A 22,899-nucleotide genomic window follows, 5' to 3' on the forward strand; every position below is an offset into this window, starting at 1 on the left:
TTGCATGAACGTGCATTTTGCTTGCCTAAAGAGTGAACGAGCGTTCATAATTTATAAGGGGAGCAAATAGATATAAGGAGCAAGGTTGGGAGAATTTTCAGGAAAAGGAGAGAATGTCATGACTGTTATTCGAGGTTTAGAAGGGGTAGTAGCAACAACATCATCTGTGAGCTCTATTATTGATGATACATTAACTTATGTTGGGTATAATATTGATGATTTAGCTGAGAATGCTACGTTCGAAGAAGTAGTGTACTTATTATGGCACCGCAAGCTTCCTAATGAAAAAGAACTAGCGGAATTTAGTGGAACAGTATCTGAATACTATAAAGTACCAGGTGAGATTTTAACATATTTGAAACAAGTAGATTTAAAAATCGCGCACCCGATGTCGGTTTTACGAACTGCGATTTCCATGCTATCATTATATGATGAGAGCGCTGAAATAATGGATGGAAAGTCTAATTATTTGAAAGCGGTTAAATTACAGGCTCAAGTCGGAACTTTAATTGCGGCTTATGCAAGAATTCGTAAAGGGTTAGATGTTGTTGAGCCAAGAAAAGATCTATCATTAGCTGCAAACTTCTTGTACATGTTAAATGATCGTGAGCCAAATGAAGTTGAAATTGAAGCTTTTGATAAGGCACTTGTACTTCATGCCGATCATGAGTTAAACGCTTCTACATTTACTGCACGTGTTTGCGTAGCTACACTTTCAGATGTGTATTCTGGTATTACAGCAGCAATCGGTGCATTAAAAGGTCCTCTTCACGGCGGGGCAAATGAAAATGTAATGAAGATGTTAACTGAAATTGGCGAAGAAGAAAATGTAGAATCATATATTCATAATGCTCTTCAAAATAAAGTGAAAATTATGGGATTTGGTCATCGCGTATATGAGCATGGTGATCCACGCGCGAAACACTTACGCGAAATGTCTAAGAGATTATGCGTGCTTTTAGGAGAAGACAAATGGTATAATATGTCTATCAAAATTGAAGACATTGTAACAAAAGAAAAAGGTCTTCCACCAAATGTTGATTTCTATTCAGCTTCTGTATACCATTGTTTAGGAATTGACCATGACTTATTTACACCTATCTTTGCAATTAGCCGTATGTCAGGCTGGTTAGCTCATATTCTAGAACAATATGAAAACAACCGTTTAATCCGTCCGCGTGCTGATTATGATGGACCGACACATCAAGTGTACGTTCCGCTAGCGCAACGATAAGCGAAAAACACTATTTTGATAGTGAAAATACGCTTTCAAAAGTCTGATTTTTTTGGGAAGATATAATGATTAGAATATTTAAATTTGAATAACGGTTTGAACTGAGGGGTTATTCCCTCAGTTTCATACATATGAAATTTCAAACATGGGGGTTATCACATTGACGACAGGTGAAAAAATTACTGTAACTAATGGTGTTATGAATGTACCAAACAATCCGATTATTCCATTTATCGAAGGAGATGGAATTGGTCCTGATATTTGGGCTGCAGCATCTCGCGTAATAGAAGCAGCAGTTGAAAAAGCTTATGATGGTGAGAAGAAAATCGTTTGGAAAGAAGTGCTTGCAGGGGAAAAAGCATTCAACCAAACAGGCGAGTGGTTACCAGAAGAGACTTTAAATTTAATTCGTGAATATTTAATCGCAATTAAAGGTCCACTTACAACTCCAGTTGGTGGTGGTATTCGTTCTCTAAACGTTGCGCTTCGTCAAGAATTAGATTTATATGTATGTCTACGTCCAGTTCGTTACTTTGAAGGTGTTCCTTCACCTGTAAAACGTCCGGAAGATACTGATATGGTTATTTTCCGTGAAAATACAGAAGACATTTACGCTGGAATTGAATATGCACAAGGTTCTCCAGAAGCAGAAAAAGTTCTTGCTTTCTTAAAAGAAGCAATGGGTGTTAATAAAATCCGCTTCCCAGAAACATCAGGGATTGGTATTAAACCAATTTCAGAGGAAGGGACAAAGCGTCTTGTTCGCGCTGCAATTCAATATGCAATTAACGAAAAACGCTCTTCTGTTACATTAGTTCATAAAGGAAACATTATGAAATTTACAGAAGGTGCTTTCAAAAACTGGGGTTACGAAGTAGCGGAACAAGAATTTGGCGACAAAGTATTTACTTGGGCTGAATATGATCGCATTGTTGAAAAAGATGGAAAAGATGCAGCGAATAAAGCGATGGCAGACGCAGAAGTGGCTGGGAAAATCATCGTAAAAGATTCTATTGCAGACATCTTCTTACAACAAATTTTAACTCGTCCACGTGAGTTTGATGTTGTTGCAACAATGAACTTAAACGGAGACTACATCTCTGATGCACTTGCTGCACAAGTAGGTGGAATTGGTATTGCACCTGGTGCAAACATTAACTATGTGACTGGACATGCTATCTTTGAAGCTACACATGGTACAGCTCCAAAATATGCAGGTTTAGATAAAGTAAACCCATCTTCAGTTCTTCTTTCAGGTGTATTATTATTAGAGCACTTAGGATGGAACGAAGCTGCGAATTTAGTAACTGATTCAGTTGAGAAAACAATTGAATCAAAAGTAGTAACTTATGATTTCGCACGCTTAATGGAAGGTGCAACAGAAGTGAAATGTTCTGAGTTCGCTAATGAACTTATTAAAAACATGGATGTAGCGATAATCAAAAACGCATAATTAAAGCGGGGGGTAAATTATGACAATCAAACGCAAGAAAGTTTCAGTCATCGGTGCAGGATTTACAGGAGCAACAACAGCATTCTTATTAGCACAAAAAGAACTTGCAGATGTTGTATTAGTGGACATTCCACAGCTGGAAAATCCAACAAAAGGGAAAGCGTTAGATATGTTAGAAGCGAGCCCAGTACAAGGTTTTGATGCTAACATTATTGGTACATCTGATTACGCAGATACTGCTGATTCTGACGTTGTCGTTATTACAGCAGGTATTGCGCGTAAGCCTGGTATGAGCCGTGATGACTTAGTAGCAACAAACTCTAAAATTATGAAAAGTATTACGCGCGACATTGCAAAACATTCACCAAATGCGATTATTCTTGTATTAACAAATCCAGTTGATGCAATGACATATTCTGTATTTAAAGAAGCAGGATTCCCGAAAGAGCGTGTTATCGGTCAATCGGGCGTATTAGATACAGCTCGTTTCCGTACATTTATTTCACAAGAGTTAAACCTTTCTGTGAAAGACATTACAGGATTTGTTCTTGGTGGACATGGTGACGATATGGTACCTCTTGTACGCTATTCCTATGCAGGTGGCATTCCGTTAGAAACATTAATTCCAAAAGAGCGTTTAGAAGCAATCGTAGAACGTACACGTAAAGGTGGCGGTGAGATTGTAGGCTTATTAGGAAACGGTAGTGCATATTACGCGCCAGCAGCTTCTTTAGTTGAAATGACAGAAGCGATCTTGAAAGATCAACGCCGTGTATTACCAGCTATTGCGTACCTTGAAGGTGAATATGGTTATAGTGACCTTTACTTAGGGGTACCAGTAATTCTAGGTGGTAACGGAATTGAAAAAATTATTGAATTAGAACTTCTTGCAGATGAGAAAGAAGCGTTAGATCGCTCTGTAGAATCTGTACGTAACGTTATGAAAGTTCTTGTTTAATAATTAAATATAAGTGGAAAAAGATTCGGGGCCCCGAATCTTTTTCTACTATATATTGAAATGTTTTTTTGAAATAATATGAAAACGCTATCATTTGGTGTATCCTATAATGAAACTATAGACTTATACTATACATTGCCCTCATCACAGTAAATTTCGGATAAGGTATCGCTTTTAGTAGGATAATAAGGTGAAAAAATCGGAGGGGGTTGTAACATGTTAAAGAAAAAAGTTCAAATTGGTCGTAGAATGGATGAAATTACAGTAGGAGAGAAATTATCTATCACTGAAAAAATTGAGGATAAAGATTTGTTATTGTACTTAGGGTTAACGAATGATGCCAATCCATTATATATTCAGCATGATTACGCATCCCAAACTCCGTATGAAAAGCCGATTGTCCCAAGCATTATGCTAACGGGACTGATTACAACGGCGGTTACGAAATATTTACCAGGTCCAGGTAGTCATATTACTAGGAAGGACCTTACGTTCGTGAAACATGTTCACCATTATGAAACGTTACAAATCCACTTTGAAGTTGTGGCTGTTTCAGAAGAGGAACATACAATTGATATGCTTGTATTTGCTCATGATGAAAAAGGAGAAACTGTTGTAAAAGGTTCATTAACAGTAACACCACCTTTTAAATCTGTTTCCATTATGGAAAAAGCATTAGATAATTTTTAAAATATGAAAATATGAATAGCGCTAGCATACCTTTTATAAGGGGCTAGCGCTATTTTAGTTAAAAAATCCTTCTTTGAACCCTTCAGCAAATTCTGAACAACCTGTTTTAATCGTATCCCAGCTAGGTACGTTAAAAGTAAGGAAACATGTTACTACTAAAGTTAAAATAGGTAGTAATATTCGCATAATAGCCCCCTTTTATCGAATTTATTTATATATTTAAATTAATAATATGATTATTGGTAATTGAAGTCAATTAAGGGGGAGGTTTTTTTAGATGAAGTGGAAAAGAGAAGACGTTATCTTTGAAACGATAAGAGAAGCTGAAGTATGGGCCGATTCAATCGCAAATGAAATGTACGGGAAAGTATTTGATGGATATGAAACACCAGATTATAAAATAGCGTATGCTCTTTCGTTTTTCCTAGCGCAAAATCGAGAGTTTATAGTTCATACGGAAAAAGAGTTTAAAAAAGATAGATTCATCTATAAAGTTTGGATAGCGACCGGATAGAGGGAATGAAGTTACGATTGCTTTTATTTTCCGAAACTCTAGTACAAACGAGCTCCATGAATAGACAATTATATTGAGGGAGACCTTGTTTTCTAGTATGATGAGAATAACGGGGAAAATACTAGGATGAAGAAGGTTTCAAGTCTATAACTTGGAGGAAAAGAATGAACAATCGTATTTTAGTAGTTGATGATGAGGAATTTATCTTAACTTTAATTGAATTTAATTTACAACAAGCTGGGTTTGAAGTTATTACAGCAATGGATGGAGAAATGGCGCTTCAAAAAGCGACTACAGAACGCCCAGATTTAATTATATTAGATTTAATGCTTCCAAAAATGGATGGTATGGAAGTTTGTAAAGAATTACGATTGCAGCGTATTATGACGCCGATTTTAATGTTAACAGCAAAAGATGATGAATTTGATAAGGTGCTAGGTCTTGAGCTTGGGGCTGATGATTATATGACGAAGCCATTTAGTCCAAGGGAAGTTGTTGCTCGTGTGAAGGCGATTTTGCGCCGTACGAAATTACAGCAGGAAGAACAAGTTTCAGAATCGCCAGATGAAGAGAGCATCAAAATTGCAGAACTTAAAATTTTACCGGAGTTTTATGAAGCGTACTTCCAAGGAAGGAAACTGGAATTAACACCGAAAGAATTTGAGTTACTTGTTTATCTTGCGAAAAATAAAAGTCGTGTATTAACTCGTGACCAATTATTAAGTGCTGTATGGAATTATGATTTTGCCGGTGATACAAGAATTGTTGATGTCCATATTAGCCATTTGCGCGATAAAATTGAACAAAATACGAAAAAACCGACGTACATTAAAACGATACGTGGTTTAGGTTATAAATTAGAGGAGCCAAAAGTGGATGAATAAGTTTCGTTCCAGGCTTCTTTTTACATTTGTTTCTCTTATCGTTTTTATTTTAGTTGGACTAGGTGTATTATTAGAAACTGTATTTGAAAACTACTATATAGATCATGCTAAAGAGAGAATGATAAAAGAGACACAGTATGTTGCGGTATTAGCAGAAGAGCAAGGGTTTGATGCTGTTTTAAAAAAGCCTTATGTATTTGAAAAGTTAGAAGAAAAAATACCAGCTTCTATTATATTTGTTGATGAAAAAAAGAAAGTTCAATATAGCGGAGGGCAACCATCTGAATTTAGTCAAGAGATGATTAAAGAACTTTCTTCCGAAACAGCAAAGAAAGAAAATAAAGTCATTACGAAAGAAACAGATCAAAAAAATGAATTTTATCATGCTGTGTTCGTCCAGGATGTAGAAGGGAAACAAGGATACATTTTGGTGAAAAGTACAATTGATACTTTGAGGGACGTTCACCAAAAAACGTGGGGATTATTAATTATCGGATTTGTTATCGCTTGTCTCGTAGTCGTATTTTTAGGTATGAAAATTACGGGGCAATATATTAGGCCGATTGAATCGGTTACGAAAGTTGCCATTGAATTAGCGAAGGGAAATTATAAAGCACGCGCTTATGAAAGTCATTCGGATGAAACAGGGATGCTGAGTAAAGCGATTAATATTTTAGCTCGTAATTTACAAGAGATGACTCTTGAGCAGGAAATGCAACAGGATCGTCTGCATACGTTAATTGAAAATATGGGAAGTGGAATGATTTTAATTGATAGCCGCGGTTATATAAACCTTGTAAACCGTTCTTATAAGGAAACTTTCCACGTAACAGATGAAGAATATTTAGATCGCTTATATTATGAATCGTTTCATCATACAGAAATTATTGAGCTTGTGGAAGAAATCTTTATGACAGAAGTGAAAGTGCGTAAACAAATGTTATTGCCGCTTGGAATTGAGCGAAAGCATTTCGAAGTATATGGAGCGCCAATTATTGGGACGAACCATGAATGGAAAGGTATTGTTCTTGTGTTCCATGACATAACAGAGTTAAAGAAATTAGAACAAATGAGAAAAGACTTTTTAGCGAATGTTTCTCATGAACTAAAGACGCCAATTACTTCTATTAAAGGTTTTTCAGAAACGCTCTTGGATGGGGCTATGGATAATAAAAAATTCTGCGAACATTTCTTACATATTATTTTAAAAGAAAGTGAACGCATGCAAGGATTAATTGAAGATTTATTAGACTTGTCAAAGATCGAGCAACAAGGGTTTAAACTAAATATGGGGACCGTTGATATGAAGGAACTTCTTGAAGATATTCATATGGTGCTTGATAATAAAGCGGGAGAAAAAGAAATCTCTTTACAAGTGAATGCATTGAAACGAGTTTCCGTTATTGGAGATCCAGGCCGCTTGAAACAAATCTTTATTAATTTAATTAATAACGCGATTGTATACACACCGGCTGGAGGCGTTGTTTCTGTTGAATTGGCAGAAGATAAATATAATGCTTATATAAAAGTATCTGATACTGGAATTGGTATTAGTAAAGAGGAAATCCCACGTATTTTTGAACGCTTTTACCGAGTGGATAAAGCAAGAAGTAGGAATACGGGTGGAACGGGTCTTGGTTTATCAATTGTAAAACATTTAGTTGAAGCGCATCAAGGTACGATTACGGTGGATAGTGAGGTTGGGGAAGGAACAACATTTACAGTTGTTTTACCAAAATCAGCTACTGAAAAATAGGATGAAGGATATTTACAATATATTAACAATGGCTTAATTAAATATTAATAAAGCTCTGTTAATATAATATATGAAAACCCCTTCATCCAAGGAGTAATTTTGGACGAGAGTAGTTATGCTATTCTCGTCACTTCCCTTTATGCCAATGTAAGTCTGTTTATATATGATAGAAAAAAACCGTTATTTTTCTTCTCTCTATTAGTCATGTTAATATAGAGAGAGGACAGGAACGGTTTTTTTCTGTGGGAAAAATCGTTTCAAATATGTATGGGGAGGTTTGTAGTTTGGAAAAAAAAGTCGTATTAGTAGATGGTAATAATATCGCGTATCGTGCTTTCTTTGCACTACCGCTTTTAAATAACGACAAAGGTATACATACGAACGCAATTTATGGTTTTACAATGATGTTAATGAGGATACTAGAGGAGGAAAAACCGACGCATATGCTTGTGGCGTTTGATGCGGGGAAAACAACATTCCGTCATAAAACGTATAGTGATTACAAGGGAGGGCGTCAAAAGACTCCACCTGAGTTATCAGAGCAATTCCCGTTTATTCGTGAGGTGCTTGATGCATTCAATGTACCGCGTTATGAGCTGGAAAATTATGAAGCGGATGACATTATGGGAACGTTAGCGAAAGAAGCGAGTGAGCAAGGGTTTCATGTTAAAGTTATTTCAGGAGATAAAGATTTACTGCAACTTGTTTCAGATAATACACTCGTATGTATTCCTCGCAAAGGGATTACGGAAGTAGATGAATATACGAAAGAAGCTTTATTTGAGAAATATAGCTTATCACCAAAGCAAATTATCGATATGAAAGGTTTAATGGGAGACCAATCGGATAACATTCCAGGTGTACCAGGTGTTGGTGAGAAGACAGCCATTAAATTATTAACGCAATTTGAAACAGTAGAAGCAGTATATGAAAACTTAGATCAAGTGAGTGGAAAGAAATTAAAAGAAAAGTTAGAAGCGAATAAAGAACAAGCTCTTATGAGTAAAGAACTTGCGACTATTATTACAGACGCACCGATTACTGTGCATGTAGATGATATGGAATATAAAGGGTATGAACCAAGCGATTTGATTCCAATGTTCGAGAATTTAGGATTTACATCCCTTTTAAATAAGTTAGGTGTTACGCCGGAGGAAACGGCTCCAGCTGAATTAGATGATATTACATTTGATATTGTAGAAGAAGTTACAGAAGAAATGCTTCAGCAAGATAGTGCGCTTATTGTTGAAGTGCAAGAAGATAATTATCATAAAGCCGATATTCAAGGTTTTGGTATTCAAAATGAAAATGGTTGTTACTTCATTCCAGCCGATGTTGCTCTTAAATCGGATGCTTTTAAAGAGTGGCTTGCAAATGGAGAAATGAGAAAACATACATTTGATGCGAAGCGTGCTATCGTTGCTCTCAAGTGGAAAGGTGTAGATATTCAAGGGATTGACTTTGATTTATTAATTGCCGCTTATTTACTTGATCCAGCCGATACAGATAAAGATTTCCGTACTGTAGCGAAAATGAAAGAAACGCATGCCGTAAAATCTGACGAAGAAGTTTACGGGAAAGGTGCGAAGCGTGCTGTTCCGGAGCTAGAGGTAGTAGCGGAGCATGTAGCTCGTAAAGTGCATGTATTATATGATGTAAAGCAAACGTTCTTAGAAGAATTAAAAAAGAACGAGCAATATGAATTATTTACGGAATTAGAATTACCACTTGCACGTGTATTAGCTGATATGGAAGTGAAAGGTGTAAAAGTTGATACGGAGCGTCTTCGTAATATGGGAGAAGAACTTGCAGGTAGATTAAAGGAAATGGAACAGGAAATTTATAAGCTTGCGGGGACAGAATTTAATATTAATTCACCGAAGCAACTTGGGGTTATTCTGTTTGAGAATTTAAACTTACCAGTTATTAAAAAGACGAAAACAGGTTATTCTACGTCGGCGGATGTATTAGATAAACTTATGGATCGTCATGAAATTATTCCAAATATTTTACATTACCGTCAATTAGGAAAGCTAAATTCAACTTACATTGAAGGTTTATTGAAAGTCGTACATGAAGATTCATCTAAAATCCATACTCGTTTTAATCAAGTGTTAACGCAAACAGGTCGATTAAGTTCAACAGATCCGAACTTACAAAATATCCCGATTCGCTTAGAAGAAGGAAGAAAGATTCGTCAGGCATTCGTTCCATCAGAAGAAGGATGGATCATGTACGCGGCTGATTATTCACAAATCGAACTTCGTGTGCTTGCTCACATTGCAAATGATCCAGGGTTAGTTGAAGCGTTCCAACATGACATGGATATTCATACGAAAACAGCTATGGATGTATTTGGTGTTGGGAAAGACGAAGTAACATCTAACATGAGACGACAAGCAAAAGCTGTTAACTTCGGAATTGTGTATGGTATTAGTGATTATGGTCTTTCGCAAAACTTAGGAATTACAAGAAAAGCAGCAGCGGAATTTATTGAAAAGTATTTAGAAAGTTTCCCTGGTGTACAAGAATACATGGATGAAATCGTAAAAGATGCGAAACAAAAAGGATATGTGGTTACATTATTAAATCGTCGCCGTTATATTCCGGAAATTACGAGTCGTAATTTCAATTTACGTAGCTTTGCTGAGCGTACAGCTATGAATACACCAATTCAAGGTAGTGCGGCTGATATTATTAAAAAAGCGATGATTATTATGGCAGATCGTCTAGAAGAAGAAGGATTACAAGCGCGTCTTCTTCTGCAAGTACACGATGAATTGATATTTGAAGCACCAAAAGAAGAAATTGAAAAATTAGAGAAGCTTGTACCTGAAGTAATGGAGCATGCAATTGAACTAGCCGTTCCATTGAAAGTTGATTATTCTTACGGTCCAACTTGGTACGATGCGAAATAAGGACGTGATGAAATGCCGGAATTACCAGAGGTTGAAAACGTTAGACGAACGCTTGAAAATCTTGTAACAGGAAAAACGATTGAAGATGTCGTTATTACTTATCCCAAAATAGTAAAACGACCGGATGATGCAGAAATTTTTAAAGAAATGCTAAGAGGCGAGACAATTGAAAATATAAAGCGAAGAGGTAAGTTTTTGCTTTTGTATGTAACGAACTATGTAATTGTTTCACATTTGCGCATGGAAGGTAAGTTTTTACTTCATCAAGAGGATGAGCCGATTGATAAACATACGCACGTCCGTTTCTTATTTACAGATGGAACTGAATTACATTATAAAGATGTGAGAAAGTTTGGTACGATGCATCTCTTTAAGAAAGGTGAAGAGTTGAATCAAATGCCTCTTGCTGACTTAGGCCCGGAGCCATTTGATGCTGAATTGACACCGCAGTATTTACAAGAAAGATTGCAAAAAACAAATCGTAAAATAAAAGTCGCATTATTAGATCAGCGTCTTTTAGTAGGGCTTGGAAATATATATGTAGATGAAGTGTTATTCCGTTCTCAAATTCACCCAGAACGAGAAGCTGCATCTTTAACAGAAGAAGAAATAGAAAGAATTTACGAGGCGATTGTTACAACGCTGGGCGAAGCTGTTAAGCGAGGCGGAAGTACAATTAGAACGTATATTAATTCACAAGGACAAATTGGTTCGTTCCAGGAACTTCTAAATGTATATGGGAAAAAAGGAGAACCGTGTGTGACTTGCGGTACGCTATTAGAAAAAACAGTTGTTGGCGGAAGGGGAACACATTACTGCCCAATTTGCCAACCTAGAATATAGAAAAGGGATAACATCGGATAGGCATTTGTCATATACATAGAGCAGAGCTATGTATAAGGGAGGAGCTTACCGATGTACCTTTATTTATCTCTTATTTTATTAGCTTTTACATTAAGCTTAGATAGCTGTAGTGTAGGGCTAACATACGGGTTAAGGAGCGTAAGAATTCCACTAAGATCAATTATAATTATCGGGATCTGTTCAGCAGCTGTAATGCTCGTTTCCATGGGAATTGGACATATGATCGCGAAAATATTTTCACCTGTTATCGCAACGCGTATCGGCGGATTTGTTCTTATTGGAATAGGTATTTGGGTATTATATCAATTTTTTCGAAGTGATAAAAAAGAAGAACCGAAGCAAGAGGAGAAGGTTTGGAAACTAGAAATTGCTTCGCTAGGGTTAGTGATTCAAATTTTGCGGAAGCCGACTGTTGCGGATTTTGATAAATCAGGAACTATCTCTGCAGGAGAAGCGTTACTTCTCGGTATCGCTCTTTCTATAGATTCGTTTGGTGCTGGAATTGGTGCATCTTTATTAGGTTATGCACCTGCTATGATGGCGATATTAGTCGCGGTTATGAGTTCTTTATTTTTATTTATTGGAATGAAGCTTGGTACGGTTTTGTCGAATATGAAATGGTTACAAAAATTTACATTCCTGCCTGGGGTATTACTCATTATTATTGGAATTTGGAAAATGTAAGTATGGGCGTGGAACATTAGTTTCGCGCCTTTTATTATAAGGGGGATTATGATGACAGTAGTAATTGGATTAACAGGAGGCATTGCAAGCGGAAAAAGTACGGTATCAGAAATGTTTCGTGAGCTAAGTATACCGGTTATTGACGCAGATGTTATTGCAAGAGAAGTTGTAGAACGAGGAAAACCAGCATATAACAAAATAGTAGAAGTATTTGGAACGGAAGTGTTACAAAAGGATGGAGAACTGGATCGGCCGGAATTAGGAAGTGTCGTTTTCCATAATGAAGAAAAACGATTGCAGTTAAATAAAATTGTTCATCCGGCAGTGCGTGAGGAAATGAATATGCAAAAGGAAATGTACATAAAAGAAGATGTGCAAGCGGTTGTGTTAGATATTCCTCTTTTATTTGAAAGTAAATTAACGAGTCTCGTTGATCGCGTTTTAGTTGTAGCAGTTACGCCGAATACACAATTAGACCGTTTAATGAAACGAAATAACTTTTCAGAAGAAGAAGCAACGGTGCGGATTCAATCTCAAATGCCATTAGAAGAAAAAGTGAAGAATGCAGATGAAGTGATAAATAATGATGGCACAATTATGGAAACGAAAACACAATTACAGGTAATTTTAAAGAAGTGGAACATTATTGATTAAAAAATTGTGAAATTAATGAAAATGCTTAGTGACATTCCTCCTTTTTGTGTTATACTAATATTGGGATTTGAGATAAATAGTATAACGCATTCAAGGGGGATAACATATTATGACTCGTGTGGCAATTAATGGATTTGGACGTATTGGGAGAATGGTGTTTCGTCAAGCAATAAAAGAAAGCGCATTCGAAATTGTAGCAATCAATGCAAGCTATCCGTCCGAAACGTTAGCACATTTAATTAAATATGATACAGTACACGGTAAGTTTGCCGGAACAGTGGAAGCATTTGAAGATCACTTATTAGTAGATGGGAAAATGATTCGCCTTTTAAACAACCGTGATCCAAAGGAATTGCCTTGGACAGATTTAGGTGTTGAAGTTGTAATTGAAGCAACTGGTAAATTTAATTCAAAAGAAAAAGCAATTCTTCACGTTGAAGCTGGAGCGAAAAAAGTTATTTTAACAGCGCCTGGTAAAAATGAAGATGTAACAATTGTAGTTGGTGTGAATGAAGACCAATTAGATATTACAAAACATACCGTTATTTCAAATGCATCTTGTACAACAAACTGTTTAGCACCTGTTGTAAAGGTGTTAGATGAGCAGTTTGGAATTGAAAACGGTTTAATGACAACTGTTCACGCTTATACAAATGACCAAAAAAATATTGATAACCCACATAAAGATTTAAGAAGAGCACGTGCTTGCGGACAGTCAATCATTCCTACAACGACGGGTGCTGCGAAAGCGCTTGCAAAAGTTCTTCCGCATTTAAATGGAAAACTTCATGGTATGGCGCTGCGTGTACCAACACCAAACGTGTCTCTTGTTGATTTAGTAGTAGACGTAAAACGTGATGTAACAGTTGAAGATATTAATGAAGCATTCAAAACTGTTGCAAACGGTGCGTTAAAAGGAATTGTAGAATTTTGTGAAGAGCCTTTAGTGTCTATCGACTTTAATACAAATACACACTCAGCTATTATTGATGGTTTATCTACAATGGTAATGGGTGATCGTAAAGTGAAAGTACTTGCTTGGTATGATAACGAGTGGGGTTACTCTCGTCGTGTTGTAGATCTTGTAACGTTAGTTGTTGATGAATTAGCGAAACAAGAAAATGTGCAACATATTTAAGTGAACGAGAGAGGGCAAGTGAAAATTTGCCCTCTTTTTATTTTTTTCTGAAAAGGAAAAAAATTATATAAGTATATTTTTAAATAGTGGACATACCACGAAACGTTGGGATTACTGTATTCGTGAATCATTAATTTTTTTTAGGGAAAAGTAAAGAGGAAAATATGACAGAAAATCGAAAAAACTGTTGTTGCAAAATGAAAATAAACAAAGTATACTAACACTCGTAAACTTAAGAGCTGAGGTACGTAGTCACTACTTAAAGGGTTAGGACCTCTCTGGACTAACTTTCCCCCGTGGTAGTGGAGCAAGCCAAATTGCAAATTAGTTTTCAATTCGAACAGTTAGAATAAATTTACAAGGGGGAACTGTAGAATGGATACTATGGATACGATGGGTCGTCACGTGATTGCTGAACTTTGGGATTGCGATTTCGACAAGCTTAATGACATGCCGTATATTGAACAATTATTTGTGGATGCAGCACTAAGAGCTGGTGCTGAAGTACGTGAGGTTGCTTTTCATAAATTTGCACCACAAGGTGTAAGTGGAGTAGTAATTATCTCGGAATCACATTTAACAATTCATAGCTTTCCGGAGCACGGTTACGCAAGTATTGATGTTTATACTTGTGGGGATCGTATTGATCCAAATGTTGCTGCAGAATATATTGCAGAAGGTTTAAACGCGAAAACGCGTGAGAGCATCGAGCTTCCTCGAGGCACTGGTAGCTTCGAAATTAAGCAGAGAGAAACAAAAGCTCTTTAAAAAAGAACATAATTGATTTAAAATGTAAAGAGGTGTATAATGCACCTCTTTTTTAGTTTATATAAAATAGGATCACGATATGTAATAACTTAGAGTGGTCATTATAGAAGAATGAGTTATATAATATTGTATATATATTTTCACATGTAGGTGAGTAGCGAAAGAATAAAGATTATAGTGTAAAGGAGTGAATGAATTGCGTTGTCCATCCTGTTTTCATAATGGAACAAGAGTGTTAGATTCGCGTCCGGTAGACGAGGGGCGCTCTATTCGAAGAAGAAGAGAGTGTGAAAGTTGTTTAAGTCGCTTTACGACATTTGAAAGAGTAGAAGAATCACCTCTTATCGTTGTTAAAAAAGAAGGAACACGAGAAGAGTTTAATAAAGAGAAAATTTTACGCGGTTTAATTAAAGCGTGTGAAAAAAGACCTGTATCTTTAAGGCAGTTAGAGGAAGTAACACAAAGTGTGGAGCGTGAACTTCGTAACTTAGGTATATCAGAAGTGAAAAGTGATATGATTGGTGAAATTGTTATGGAAGAACTTCGTGATATTGATGATGTTGCTTACGTACGTTTTGCTTCTGTGTATCGTCAATTTAAAGATTTAAATGTATTTATTGAAGAATTAAAAGATATACTGCAAAAAGAGAGAGAGTAGAAGGAATCTCTTTATATACTGTAAGTAAACGAGATAAGAGAGCTAGAAGCGGAAGCTAATAGCTCTTTTTCGCTAATAAATTATATAATAAAGATAGAACGAGTGAAATGTAGGCTAGATTGGATGAGAGAAAGGAAAAGCAAGAATGGAAAAACAGTCATGGATGGAGCTATTGCCGATTGATCGTTATAAAGTAAGTGCGAAAGGGTTGTTACATAATTACGACCGGAAAGTATTAACGATGTTGTATCAGCCGTTAATAGGTAGTAGAGCTTTTAGCTTATACATGACACTATGGGGAGAGTTAGAGCAAGATCGTGTGTTTGGAAAAGAGAATACACATCACTCCCTTATGGTGACTATGCAAATGCAACTTCCTGAAATATATGGGGAACGAGTAAAGTTAGAAGCGATTGGTCTTTTAAATGTATATATTAAGAAAGAAAAAGATATTCGGATGTTTATATATGAATTGCAACCACCTTTATCTCCGAAGCAGTTTTTTGATGATATTGTTTTAAGTATCTTTTTATATAATCGCTTGAGTCGGACAAAATACAACCAAGTAAAGCAATATTTCTTAGAAGAAGAATTCGATTTTGCTTCTTATGAAAATGTTACGCGCTCCTTCAACGATATATTTGATTCGTTTAACCCAGGTCAGTTTGAATATGCGCAAGAAGAACTGCGTATCCCGAAAACGACAATTATGCCAAGTAACGAGAATGGGGATGCTCCGAAAGTTTGGAACGATTTCTTTGATTTCTCTTTATTTGTAGACGGACTATCAGCCCTTGTTCCTAAAAAGGCGATTACAGATCAAGTGAGAGAATGTGTTATTACACTCGCTTATGTGTACGGTGTGGATGTGTTATCGATGCAAAATATCGTTCTTGGCGCAGTGACAGAAGTGCAAACAATTGATATCGAAAGGCTTCGGAAGGGAGCACGCGATTGGTATCAATTCGAAAATGGTCAAGCGTTACCTGTATTAAGTGAAAGAGTGCAACCTCATGCTGCTCGTACAATGAAAGAGAAAGAGCCATCTACGCAAGAAGAGATGCTAATGAAACAGTTAGAGGAAATCTCGCCAAAACAACTATTGAAAGAGATTTCAGGCGGTGCAGAGGCGACGAAAGCGGACTTGCAAATCGTTGAGGATGTAATGATAAATCAAAAGTTAACGCCAGGGGTTGTGAATGTACTTATTTATTACGTTATGCTACGCTCAGATATGAAGCTTGCTAAAACGTATGTCGAGAAGATTGCTGGACATTGGGCGCGAAAAAAGGTCGGTACAGTAGGCGAGGCGATGGCGCTAGCGAAAGAAGAGAATCGTCAATATCAAGAGTGGGCTGAGACGAAGAAAAAAGGTCGTACAGCGAAGAAAACAGTGCGAAAAGAAATGGTACCAGATTGGCTTAAAGAAGAGTCGAAAGAAGAAGAGAAAGAACCTGTAAAAAATGACGTAAGTGCGAAAAAAGATGCAAGTACGTTAGAAGATGAACGGAAACGATTAGAAGAAGTATTGAAAAAATATAAGCGTGATTAATAAAAGAAAATGAACGCTCTTTGAGGTGAGAAAATGGAGCATATTCAAAATTCATTTACGAAATTAATGGAAAATAAAAACTTTAAAAATAGATATGAGGTCTTAAAGGCAGAAGTGATGGCGCACCCTCGTGTGAAAGAATTTATAGACGAGCATAAAGGTGAAGTAACGACTTCTATGATTGAACGAAGTCTTGTGAAGTTATATGAATATATTGGACAAAGTGTAGGGTGTGCGGATTGTCCAGATTTAGGCTCATGTAAAAATATGCTACAAGGATATGAGCCGAAGCTCGTCATTCAAGGTAAGATGATTGATATTCAATACGATCGTTGTATTAGAAAAGTAGCATATGATGAGAGAAAAAAATATGAAAAACTCGTTCAAAGTGTATATATGCCAGTTGACATTTTGCAGGCAACTATGGAAAATTTAGACCCTTCAGATTTAGATGCACGTATTGATGCAATAGGTGCAACGAATGAATTTTTAAACACATACGAACCAGGTAAAAAAGCACAAGGTTTATATTTGTACGGTAAATTTGGTGTAGGGAAAACGTATCTTTTAGGGGCAATTGCAAATGAGCTTGCGCGAAAGAAAATTAGTTCGATGCTCGTATACTTCCCTGAATTTTTACGTGAAATCAAAAGTTCGATTCAAGATAATTCGATTAGCGGAAAGATTGATGCTGTCAAACGTGTACAAGTATTAATGTTAGATGATATCGGGGCAGAAGCGATGTCAAGTTTTGTACGTGATGATGTACTCGGTGCAATCTTGCAATTCCGTATGTTGGAAAACTTACCGACGTTCTTTACATCTAACTTTGATTTTAAACAGTTGGAACATCATTTAACGTATACACAGCGCGGTGAAGCAGAAGAGATGAAAGCGGCCCGTATTATGGAACGAATTAAATATTTAGCGAAGCCAATCCCAATTGGCGGGAAGAATCGTCGTAATAAGTAAAGAGCGAGCTGAGAAGCTTGCTCTTTTTTATCCCGCTATTGGCGGGCAGTAAGACTCCCACCTCAAAATTCGGCTGTAAAGCAAAGAAGTTAGGTGGGAGCCCTGCTGCCCGTAAAAGCCCGATTGGTGCGGGCTAATAATCAGTGGACGATGGACAAAACCTCCAATGATTAAAGTTTCACTTTATTTTAATCATTTTTTCAGAGTAGCTTGTATCATTTTTTTCTCCCTCCCTTAATATATATAAAATTAGCAAGCCATATCGAGTGGATGTTCTAACAATGGGAGATAGGTTTCTACTAAGAGTGAACTTCCATAGATCGGACTCTTATAGGATTTGTAACGTATAGATGCAATCCTTTAGAGCGGGGATAAAAGGGGGGACAAAAGTGATTGAAATTTGCTTCGAAGAAAAAAATGATGCTGTGTACGTATACAGACAACTAACGAAAAGAACAGAATCCTTATATAAGGAAACAAGTGTATATTTAAACGAACAAAAGGTTGTTATTCATATACCATTATGTGAATCAAATTATATTGAAAAGATTTTATTGCCAGTATTACTATATTTCATTATGAATGTGAAACAAAATGAATGGATTCATACCATTTTAAAGGAAAAGTTTTTTTATGAAGAACAAGAAGAGTGTCATCAAATATTGCATATGGCACATGAGATTTTAAAGGAAAGAAGAAAAGGAGTAGCTAGTGATTTAACACGTCAAAAATTTGAATCTTATATTGCGTCGTCTTTGAGTGATTGGCTTTGTGATCCGCTCTCATTCTCGTTTTCATCATACGTTCGTTTTCGTCTTCGTACATATAGGGAAATGGTAACTAAGCTTGCTGAAGTTGCAATTGATGAGTATAAGATGGAGCAGGAATACCAAATATTCATTGAGACACTTCGCCAACAAGTAAGTAGCCGGAAATCACGTTTGTCCTGTGTACATCTTATTTTTGATGAAAGTTTTATTTTCTATGATGATAAAGGTAGGCGTTTAAAACAGGAGAAATTGGTTCAATATATAGATGAAGAATTATTAAAGAAACAGGATGTATATATCGATACGAAAGTAATTGCACCACTTCTTTCTATTTCGCCGAAAAAGATTTATTTATATACGAAAGAACAAGATCATAATATGATTATTACTTTGCGAAATGTATTTCAGGAACGAGTGCAACTACATGGATTACATGAATTTGAGCGCAATGTGAAAAATTTAAAAAATAAAGGTAACGCCCTTGATTTTCTAAGTTTTTGAGCATATAATTACCTACATAAATGAAATATATTGAAATGTTATGATGAGGACATGGGTAGTTTTCTACGATTTTCAGAGAGGGAAGCCTTAGGGTGTGAGCTTCCTAGTACGGGATAATTACTTACCACCTCTAAACTTTAGCAGTGAACGTTTTTCTAGTAATTGCTAACGGACAACACCGTTATGTTGAACTTGAGCAATTAACAATAAGGTTAATTGGAACAAGGGTGGAACCACGAATTCAACACTCGTCCCTTTTTATGGGATGAGTGTTTTTTATTTTGAAAAAAAAGAGGAGTGACCAGTGATGGCAGATGTAGTTAAAATTACTTTCCCTGATGGAGCTGTGAAGGAGTTTCCAAAAGGAGTAACAACTGAAGAAATCGCAGCTTCTATTAGCCCAGGCTTAAAGAAAAAAGCTGTGGCTGGAAAATTAAACGATGAGATGATCGATCTTGTTACACCAATCGAAGAAGATGGTGCAGTTTCTATTATTACATTAGATTCTGAAGATGGCTTATATATTTTACGCCACTCAACAGCTCACCTTTTAGCACAAGCGTTAAAACGTTTATATAAAGATGTTAAGCTTGAGCTTGGCATTGGTCCAGTAATCGAAAATGGCTTCTACTACGATATTGATATGGAAGAAGCAATTACAGTTGAAGACTTCAAAAAAATCGAAAAAGAAATGCAAAAAATCGTGAACGAAAACTTAGAAATCGTTCGTCATGAAGTGCCACGTGCAGAAGCACTTCGTCGCTTTGAAGAAATCGGCGATGAGTTAAAATTAGATTTAATTAACGATCTTCCAGAAGATGCAGTTATTTCAATCTATGAGCAAGGCGAATTCTTCGACCTTTGCCGTGGTGTTCACCTTCCATCTACAGGGAAGATTAAAGTGTTTAAATTATTAAGTGTTGCTGGTGCTTACTGGCGCGGCGATAGCAATAATAAAATGTTACAACGTATTTACGGTACTGGATTCGTTAAGAAAGCAGAATTAGATGAGCACTTACGTATGCTTGAAGAAGCGAAAGAGCGCGATCACCGTAAATTAGGTAAAGAGTTAAAACTATTTACTAATAGCCAAAAAGTAGGACAAGGTTTACCACTTTGGTTACCAAAAGGTGCAACAATTCGCCGTATTATCGAGCGTTACATCGTTGATAAAGAAGCAAGCTTAGGCTATGATCACGTATACACTCCAGTATTAGGAAGTAGAGAGCTTTATGAAACTTCTGGTCACTGGAACCATTACCGTGATGGCATGTTCCCATCAATGGAAATGGATAATGAAGAGTTAGTTCTTCGTCCAATGAACTGCCCTCACCATATGATGGTTTATAAAAATGATATTCACAGCTACCGTGAATTACCAATCCGTATTGCGGAACTTGGAACAATGCACCGCTATGAAATGTCTGGAGCATTATCTGGATTACAACGTGTACGCGGAATGACTTTAAATGATGCGCACATTTTCGTTCGTCCAGATCAAATTAAAGAAGAATTAAAACGTGTTGTAAACTTAACGTTAGAAGTGTACAAAGATTTCGGTTTAGAAAACTATTCATTCCGTCTATCTTATCGTGACCCAGCAGATACTAAAAAGTATTATGCTGATGATGAGATGTGGGAAAAAGCACAAGGTATGTTAAAAGAAGCTATGGATGAAATGGGTCTTGATTACTATGAAGCTGAAGGTGAAGCGGCATTCTATGGTCCGAAACTTGACGTTCAAGTTCGTACTGCTCTTGGAAAAGACGAAACACTTTCAACTGTACAATTAGACTTCTTACTTCCAGAACGCTTTGAATTAACTTACGTTGGTGAAGACGGTAAACAACATCGTCCAGTTGTAATTCACCGTGGTGTTGTATCAACTATGGAACGTTTCGTAGCCTTCTTAATTGAAGAATACAAAGGCGCATTCCCAACTTGGTTAGCTCCAGTTCAGGCGCAAGTAATTCCAGTTTCTCCGCAAGTACATTTAGAATATGCGAAGAAAGTACAAGATGAATTACGACGTGCTGGTATCCGTGTTGAATTAGACACTCGTGAAGAGAAAATTGGTTACAAAATCCGTGAAGCACAAATGCAAAAGATTCCGTACATGCTTGTAGTAGGTGACAATGAAGTTACTGAAAATGGCGTTAACGTACGTAAATATGGTGAACAAAAATCAGAAACAATCGCATTAGATGCGTTTGTTGACATGATTAAGGTAGAAGGAAAACGATAAGAAAGAGCCGCGGTATACCGCGGCTTTTTTATGTATTATAAAAAAGAAAATCTAGAAAAAATAACCAAACAATACTTATCATAAAAAAGTATTGCAAGTATGCTGGTTGTTTGTTACAATATTTCTTGTTGTTAGTAAAACACATCGCGTCTTCTTGACAGACGTCATGTCCTATGATAAACTCATCAAGGATAATAGAATATGGTTTTGACAAGTAGAAGCACCCGCTTCTCACCTGATGGACGCATTCGCAGTTAGCAGGTAAATGTATTTCTTACTAAAGATATTACAAGTGTGGGTGCCGTGTGCCCGCACTTTTTTTATTCGGGTTCTACAATTGCAAAACGTATTCTAAGAAAACCTTGGAGGTGGCTTACTATTAGCAAGGATATGATGATTAACGAGCAAATTCGTGCACGTGAAGTACGCTTAGTTGGCGCAAACGGCGATCAACTTGGAATCAAGTCTCGTAATGACGCTTTAGACTTAGCTGCAGGTCTTAATCTTGATTTAGTATTGGTTGCTCCAAATGCGAAACCACCAGTATGCCGCATTATGGACTACGGTAAATTCCGCTTTGAGCAACAGAAGAAAGAAAAAGAACAGCGCAAAAATCAAAAAGTAATTAGCATGAAAGAAGTTCGTTTAAGTCCAACAATTGATGAACATGACTTTAACACAAAACTTCGTAATGCTGTCAAGTTTTTAGAGAAAGGCGACAAGGTTAAAGCGTCAATTCGCTTTAAAGGACGTGCCATTACTCATAAAGAAATCGGTCAACGTGTTTTAGATCGCTTCTCAGAAGCTTGTGCTGAAGTTAGTACAATTGAATCTAAGCCTAAAATGGAAGGACGTAGTATGTTCTTAGTTTTAGCACCGAAAAACGATAAGTAATAGATAGAGGAGGAAATACCTATGCCTAAACAAAAAACTCATCGCGGCGCTGCAAAGCGTTTCAAAAAGACTGGATCTGGTAAACTGAAGCGTTCTCACGCTTACACAAGCCATTTATTCGCTAACAAATCTACAAAAGCTAAACGTAAACTACGTAAAGCTGGTGTAGTTAGCGCTGGTGACTTCAAACGCATTCGTCAAATGCTTGACAACTTAAAATAAGTTCGGCTGATATATAGAACAAACTAGGAGGTAATATTATGCCAAGAGTAAAAGGTGGTACAGTTACTCGTCAACGTCGTAAAAAAGTTATAAAATTAGCAAAAGGTTACTACGGTTCTAAGAGTACATTATTTAAGGTTGCTAACCAACAGGTTATGAAATCTCTAATGTATGCATTCCGTGACCGTCGTCAAAAGAAACGTGACTTCCGTAAATTATGGATTACACGTATCAACGCAGCAGCTCGTATGAATGGTCTTTCTTACAGCCGCTTAATGCACGGTTTAAAAAATGCTGGCATCGAAGTTAACCGCAAGATGCTTGCTGACTTAGCTGTTCATGACGAAAAAGCTTTCGCTGAATTAGCAACAGTTGCAAAAAACAACATTAACTAATTGTTTAAAACCTTAGAAGATTTTCTTCTAAGGTTTTTTTATTTACATTTATTGTAAAATCCTCCACTTATTATCGTTATTTCTTGCTCAAGTATATTAAGATGTGCTTGTAAGAAGTTTTGTAACGATAACGAGGAGGCTTTTACATGAAAGTAGGAAAGATTAACGGATGTGT

At 36.6% G+C, this 22,899-nt stretch carries 22 protein-coding genes and 2 other annotated features; of the genes, 21 read left to right on the plus strand and 1 reads right to left on the minus strand.

The window, feature by feature from the left end; all coding sequences use genetic code 11:
• Positions 1-85: 85 nt before the first annotated feature.
• From citZ to JFU54_RS08905, 4 genes are all read left to right on the plus strand, one after another.
• Positions 86-1,234: a citrate synthase gene (gene citZ, locus JFU54_RS08890; protein WP_002015492.1), complete on the plus strand. Its 1,149-nt coding sequence runs from the start codon at positions 86-88 to the stop codon at positions 1,232-1,234.
• Positions 1,235-1,394: 160 nt separating this feature from the next.
• A complete protein-coding gene (icd, locus tag JFU54_RS08895) occupies positions 1,395-2,687 on the plus strand; it encodes an NADP-dependent isocitrate dehydrogenase (RefSeq protein WP_002088934.1) in 1,293 nt (430 codons plus the stop codon).
• Positions 2,688-2,706: 19 nt separating this feature from the next.
• A complete protein-coding gene (gene mdh / locus JFU54_RS08900) occupies positions 2,707-3,645 on the plus strand; it encodes a malate dehydrogenase (protein WP_002034284.1) in 939 nt (312 codons plus the stop codon).
• Between the two features lie 216 nt (positions 3,646-3,861).
• A complete protein-coding gene (locus JFU54_RS08905) occupies positions 3,862-4,335 on the plus strand; it encodes a MaoC/PaaZ C-terminal domain-containing protein (RefSeq protein ID WP_002015489.1) in 474 nt (157 codons plus the stop codon).
• Positions 4,336-4,389: 54 nt separating this feature from the next.
• Here JFU54_RS08905 and JFU54_RS30075 read toward each other — a convergent pair whose 3' ends face one another.
• Entirely contained in the window at positions 4,390-4,521 is a 132-nt protein-coding gene (locus tag JFU54_RS30075; RefSeq protein ID WP_002015487.1) for a hypothetical protein, read from the minus strand.
• A gap of 91 nt (positions 4,522-4,612) precedes the next feature.
• On the opposite strand from JFU54_RS30075, the gene JFU54_RS08910 reads away from it, so the two are divergent.
• The 17 genes from JFU54_RS08910 to rplT all read left to right on the plus strand — a co-directional run bounded on the left by JFU54_RS08910 (position 4,613) and on the right by rplT (position 22,724).
• Positions 4,613-4,849, plus strand: a complete 237-nt coding sequence (locus tag JFU54_RS08910) for a hypothetical protein (protein ID WP_061673942.1) — start codon at positions 4,613-4,615, stop codon at positions 4,847-4,849.
• A gap of 164 nt (positions 4,850-5,013) precedes the next feature.
• Positions 5,014-5,733 (plus strand): two-component system response regulator PhoP, encoded by a 720-nt coding sequence (gene phoP / locus JFU54_RS08915; RefSeq protein WP_002015484.1) that lies wholly within the window; start codon positions 5,014-5,016, stop codon positions 5,731-5,733.
• Complete coding sequence (gene phoR / locus JFU54_RS08920) at positions 5,726-7,489, plus strand: sensory box histidine kinase PhoR (RefSeq protein WP_002164994.1); 1,764 nt, start codon at positions 5,726-5,728, stop codon at positions 7,487-7,489. The genes phoP and phoR overlap by 8 nt, the downstream gene beginning before the upstream one ends.
• A gap of 284 nt (positions 7,490-7,773) precedes the next feature.
• Positions 7,774-10,407 (plus strand): DNA polymerase I, encoded by a 2,634-nt coding sequence (polA, locus tag JFU54_RS08925; protein ID WP_002164995.1) that lies wholly within the window; start codon positions 7,774-7,776, stop codon positions 10,405-10,407.
• Between the two features lie 12 nt (positions 10,408-10,419).
• On the plus strand, positions 10,420-11,250 hold the full coding sequence (gene mutM, locus JFU54_RS08930) for a DNA-formamidopyrimidine glycosylase (RefSeq protein WP_201064271.1): 831 nt from the start codon (positions 10,420-10,422) through the stop codon (positions 11,248-11,250).
• Positions 11,251-11,322: 72 nt separating this feature from the next.
• Positions 11,323-11,955, plus strand: coding sequence for a sporulation membrane protein YtaF (gene ytaF / locus JFU54_RS08935; protein WP_002164996.1), 633 nt, complete (start codon positions 11,323-11,325; stop codon positions 11,953-11,955).
• Positions 11,956-12,006: 51 nt separating this feature from the next.
• Positions 12,007-12,609, plus strand: coding sequence for a dephospho-CoA kinase (gene coaE / locus JFU54_RS08940; protein ID WP_201064272.1), 603 nt, complete (start codon positions 12,007-12,009; stop codon positions 12,607-12,609).
• A 109-nt stretch (positions 12,610-12,718) separates the two neighbouring features.
• The gene (locus JFU54_RS08945) at positions 12,719-13,747 is read left to right on the plus strand and encodes a glyceraldehyde-3-phosphate dehydrogenase (RefSeq protein ID WP_002164998.1); all 1,029 of its coding nucleotides are present in this window, start codon (positions 12,719-12,721) and stop codon (positions 13,745-13,747) included.
• A 384-nt stretch (positions 13,748-14,131) separates the two neighbouring features.
• On the plus strand, positions 14,132-14,515 hold the full coding sequence (gene speD / locus JFU54_RS08950) for an adenosylmethionine decarboxylase (protein WP_002003660.1): 384 nt from the start codon (positions 14,132-14,134) through the stop codon (positions 14,513-14,515).
• 196 nt (positions 14,516-14,711) lie between these two features.
• Positions 14,712-15,173: a transcriptional regulator NrdR gene (nrdR, locus tag JFU54_RS08955; RefSeq protein ID WP_001203686.1), complete on the plus strand. Its 462-nt coding sequence runs from the start codon at positions 14,712-14,714 to the stop codon at positions 15,171-15,173.
• Between the two features lie 145 nt (positions 15,174-15,318).
• Positions 15,319-16,725, plus strand: coding sequence for a replication initiation and membrane attachment family protein (locus JFU54_RS08960; RefSeq protein ID WP_002015474.1), 1,407 nt, complete (start codon positions 15,319-15,321; stop codon positions 16,723-16,725).
• 33 nt (positions 16,726-16,758) lie between these two features.
• A complete protein-coding gene (dnaI, locus tag JFU54_RS08965; protein ID WP_002015473.1) occupies positions 16,759-17,697 on the plus strand; it encodes a primosomal protein DnaI in 939 nt (312 codons plus the stop codon).
• A gap of 389 nt (positions 17,698-18,086) precedes the next feature.
• Positions 18,087-18,968, plus strand: coding sequence for a putative sporulation protein YtxC (gene ytxC, locus JFU54_RS08970; protein WP_002164999.1), 882 nt, complete (start codon positions 18,087-18,089; stop codon positions 18,966-18,968).
• A 31-nt stretch (positions 18,969-18,999) separates the two neighbouring features.
• Positions 19,000-19,227 (plus strand) — a binding site (T-box leader).
• Between the two features lie 48 nt (positions 19,228-19,275).
• Positions 19,276-21,213, plus strand: coding sequence for a threonine--tRNA ligase (thrS, locus tag JFU54_RS08975; RefSeq protein ID WP_201064273.1), 1,938 nt, complete (start codon positions 19,276-19,278; stop codon positions 21,211-21,213).
• Positions 21,214-21,419: 206 nt separating this feature from the next.
• Positions 21,420-21,540: a sequence feature (ribosomal protein L20 leader region), on the plus strand.
• A gap of 63 nt (positions 21,541-21,603) precedes the next feature.
• Positions 21,604-22,107 (plus strand): translation initiation factor IF-3, encoded by a 504-nt coding sequence (infC, locus tag JFU54_RS08980; RefSeq protein WP_002015470.1) that lies wholly within the window; start codon positions 21,604-21,606, stop codon positions 22,105-22,107.
• 21 nt (positions 22,108-22,128) lie between these two features.
• The gene (gene rpmI / locus JFU54_RS08985; RefSeq protein ID WP_001125945.1) at positions 22,129-22,329 is read left to right on the plus strand and encodes a 50S ribosomal protein L35; all 201 of its coding nucleotides are present in this window, start codon (positions 22,129-22,131) and stop codon (positions 22,327-22,329) included.
• A gap of 38 nt (positions 22,330-22,367) precedes the next feature.
• Complete coding sequence (gene rplT / locus JFU54_RS08990; RefSeq protein ID WP_001138364.1) at positions 22,368-22,724, plus strand: 50S ribosomal protein L20; 357 nt, start codon at positions 22,368-22,370, stop codon at positions 22,722-22,724.
• Positions 22,725-22,899: the final 175 nt, after the last annotated feature.

The sequence above is a fragment of the Bacillus sp. TH19 genome (assembly GCF_016651075.1).
Classification (GTDB): Bacteria; Bacillota; Bacilli; order Bacillales; family Bacillaceae_G; genus Bacillus_A; species Bacillus_A mycoides.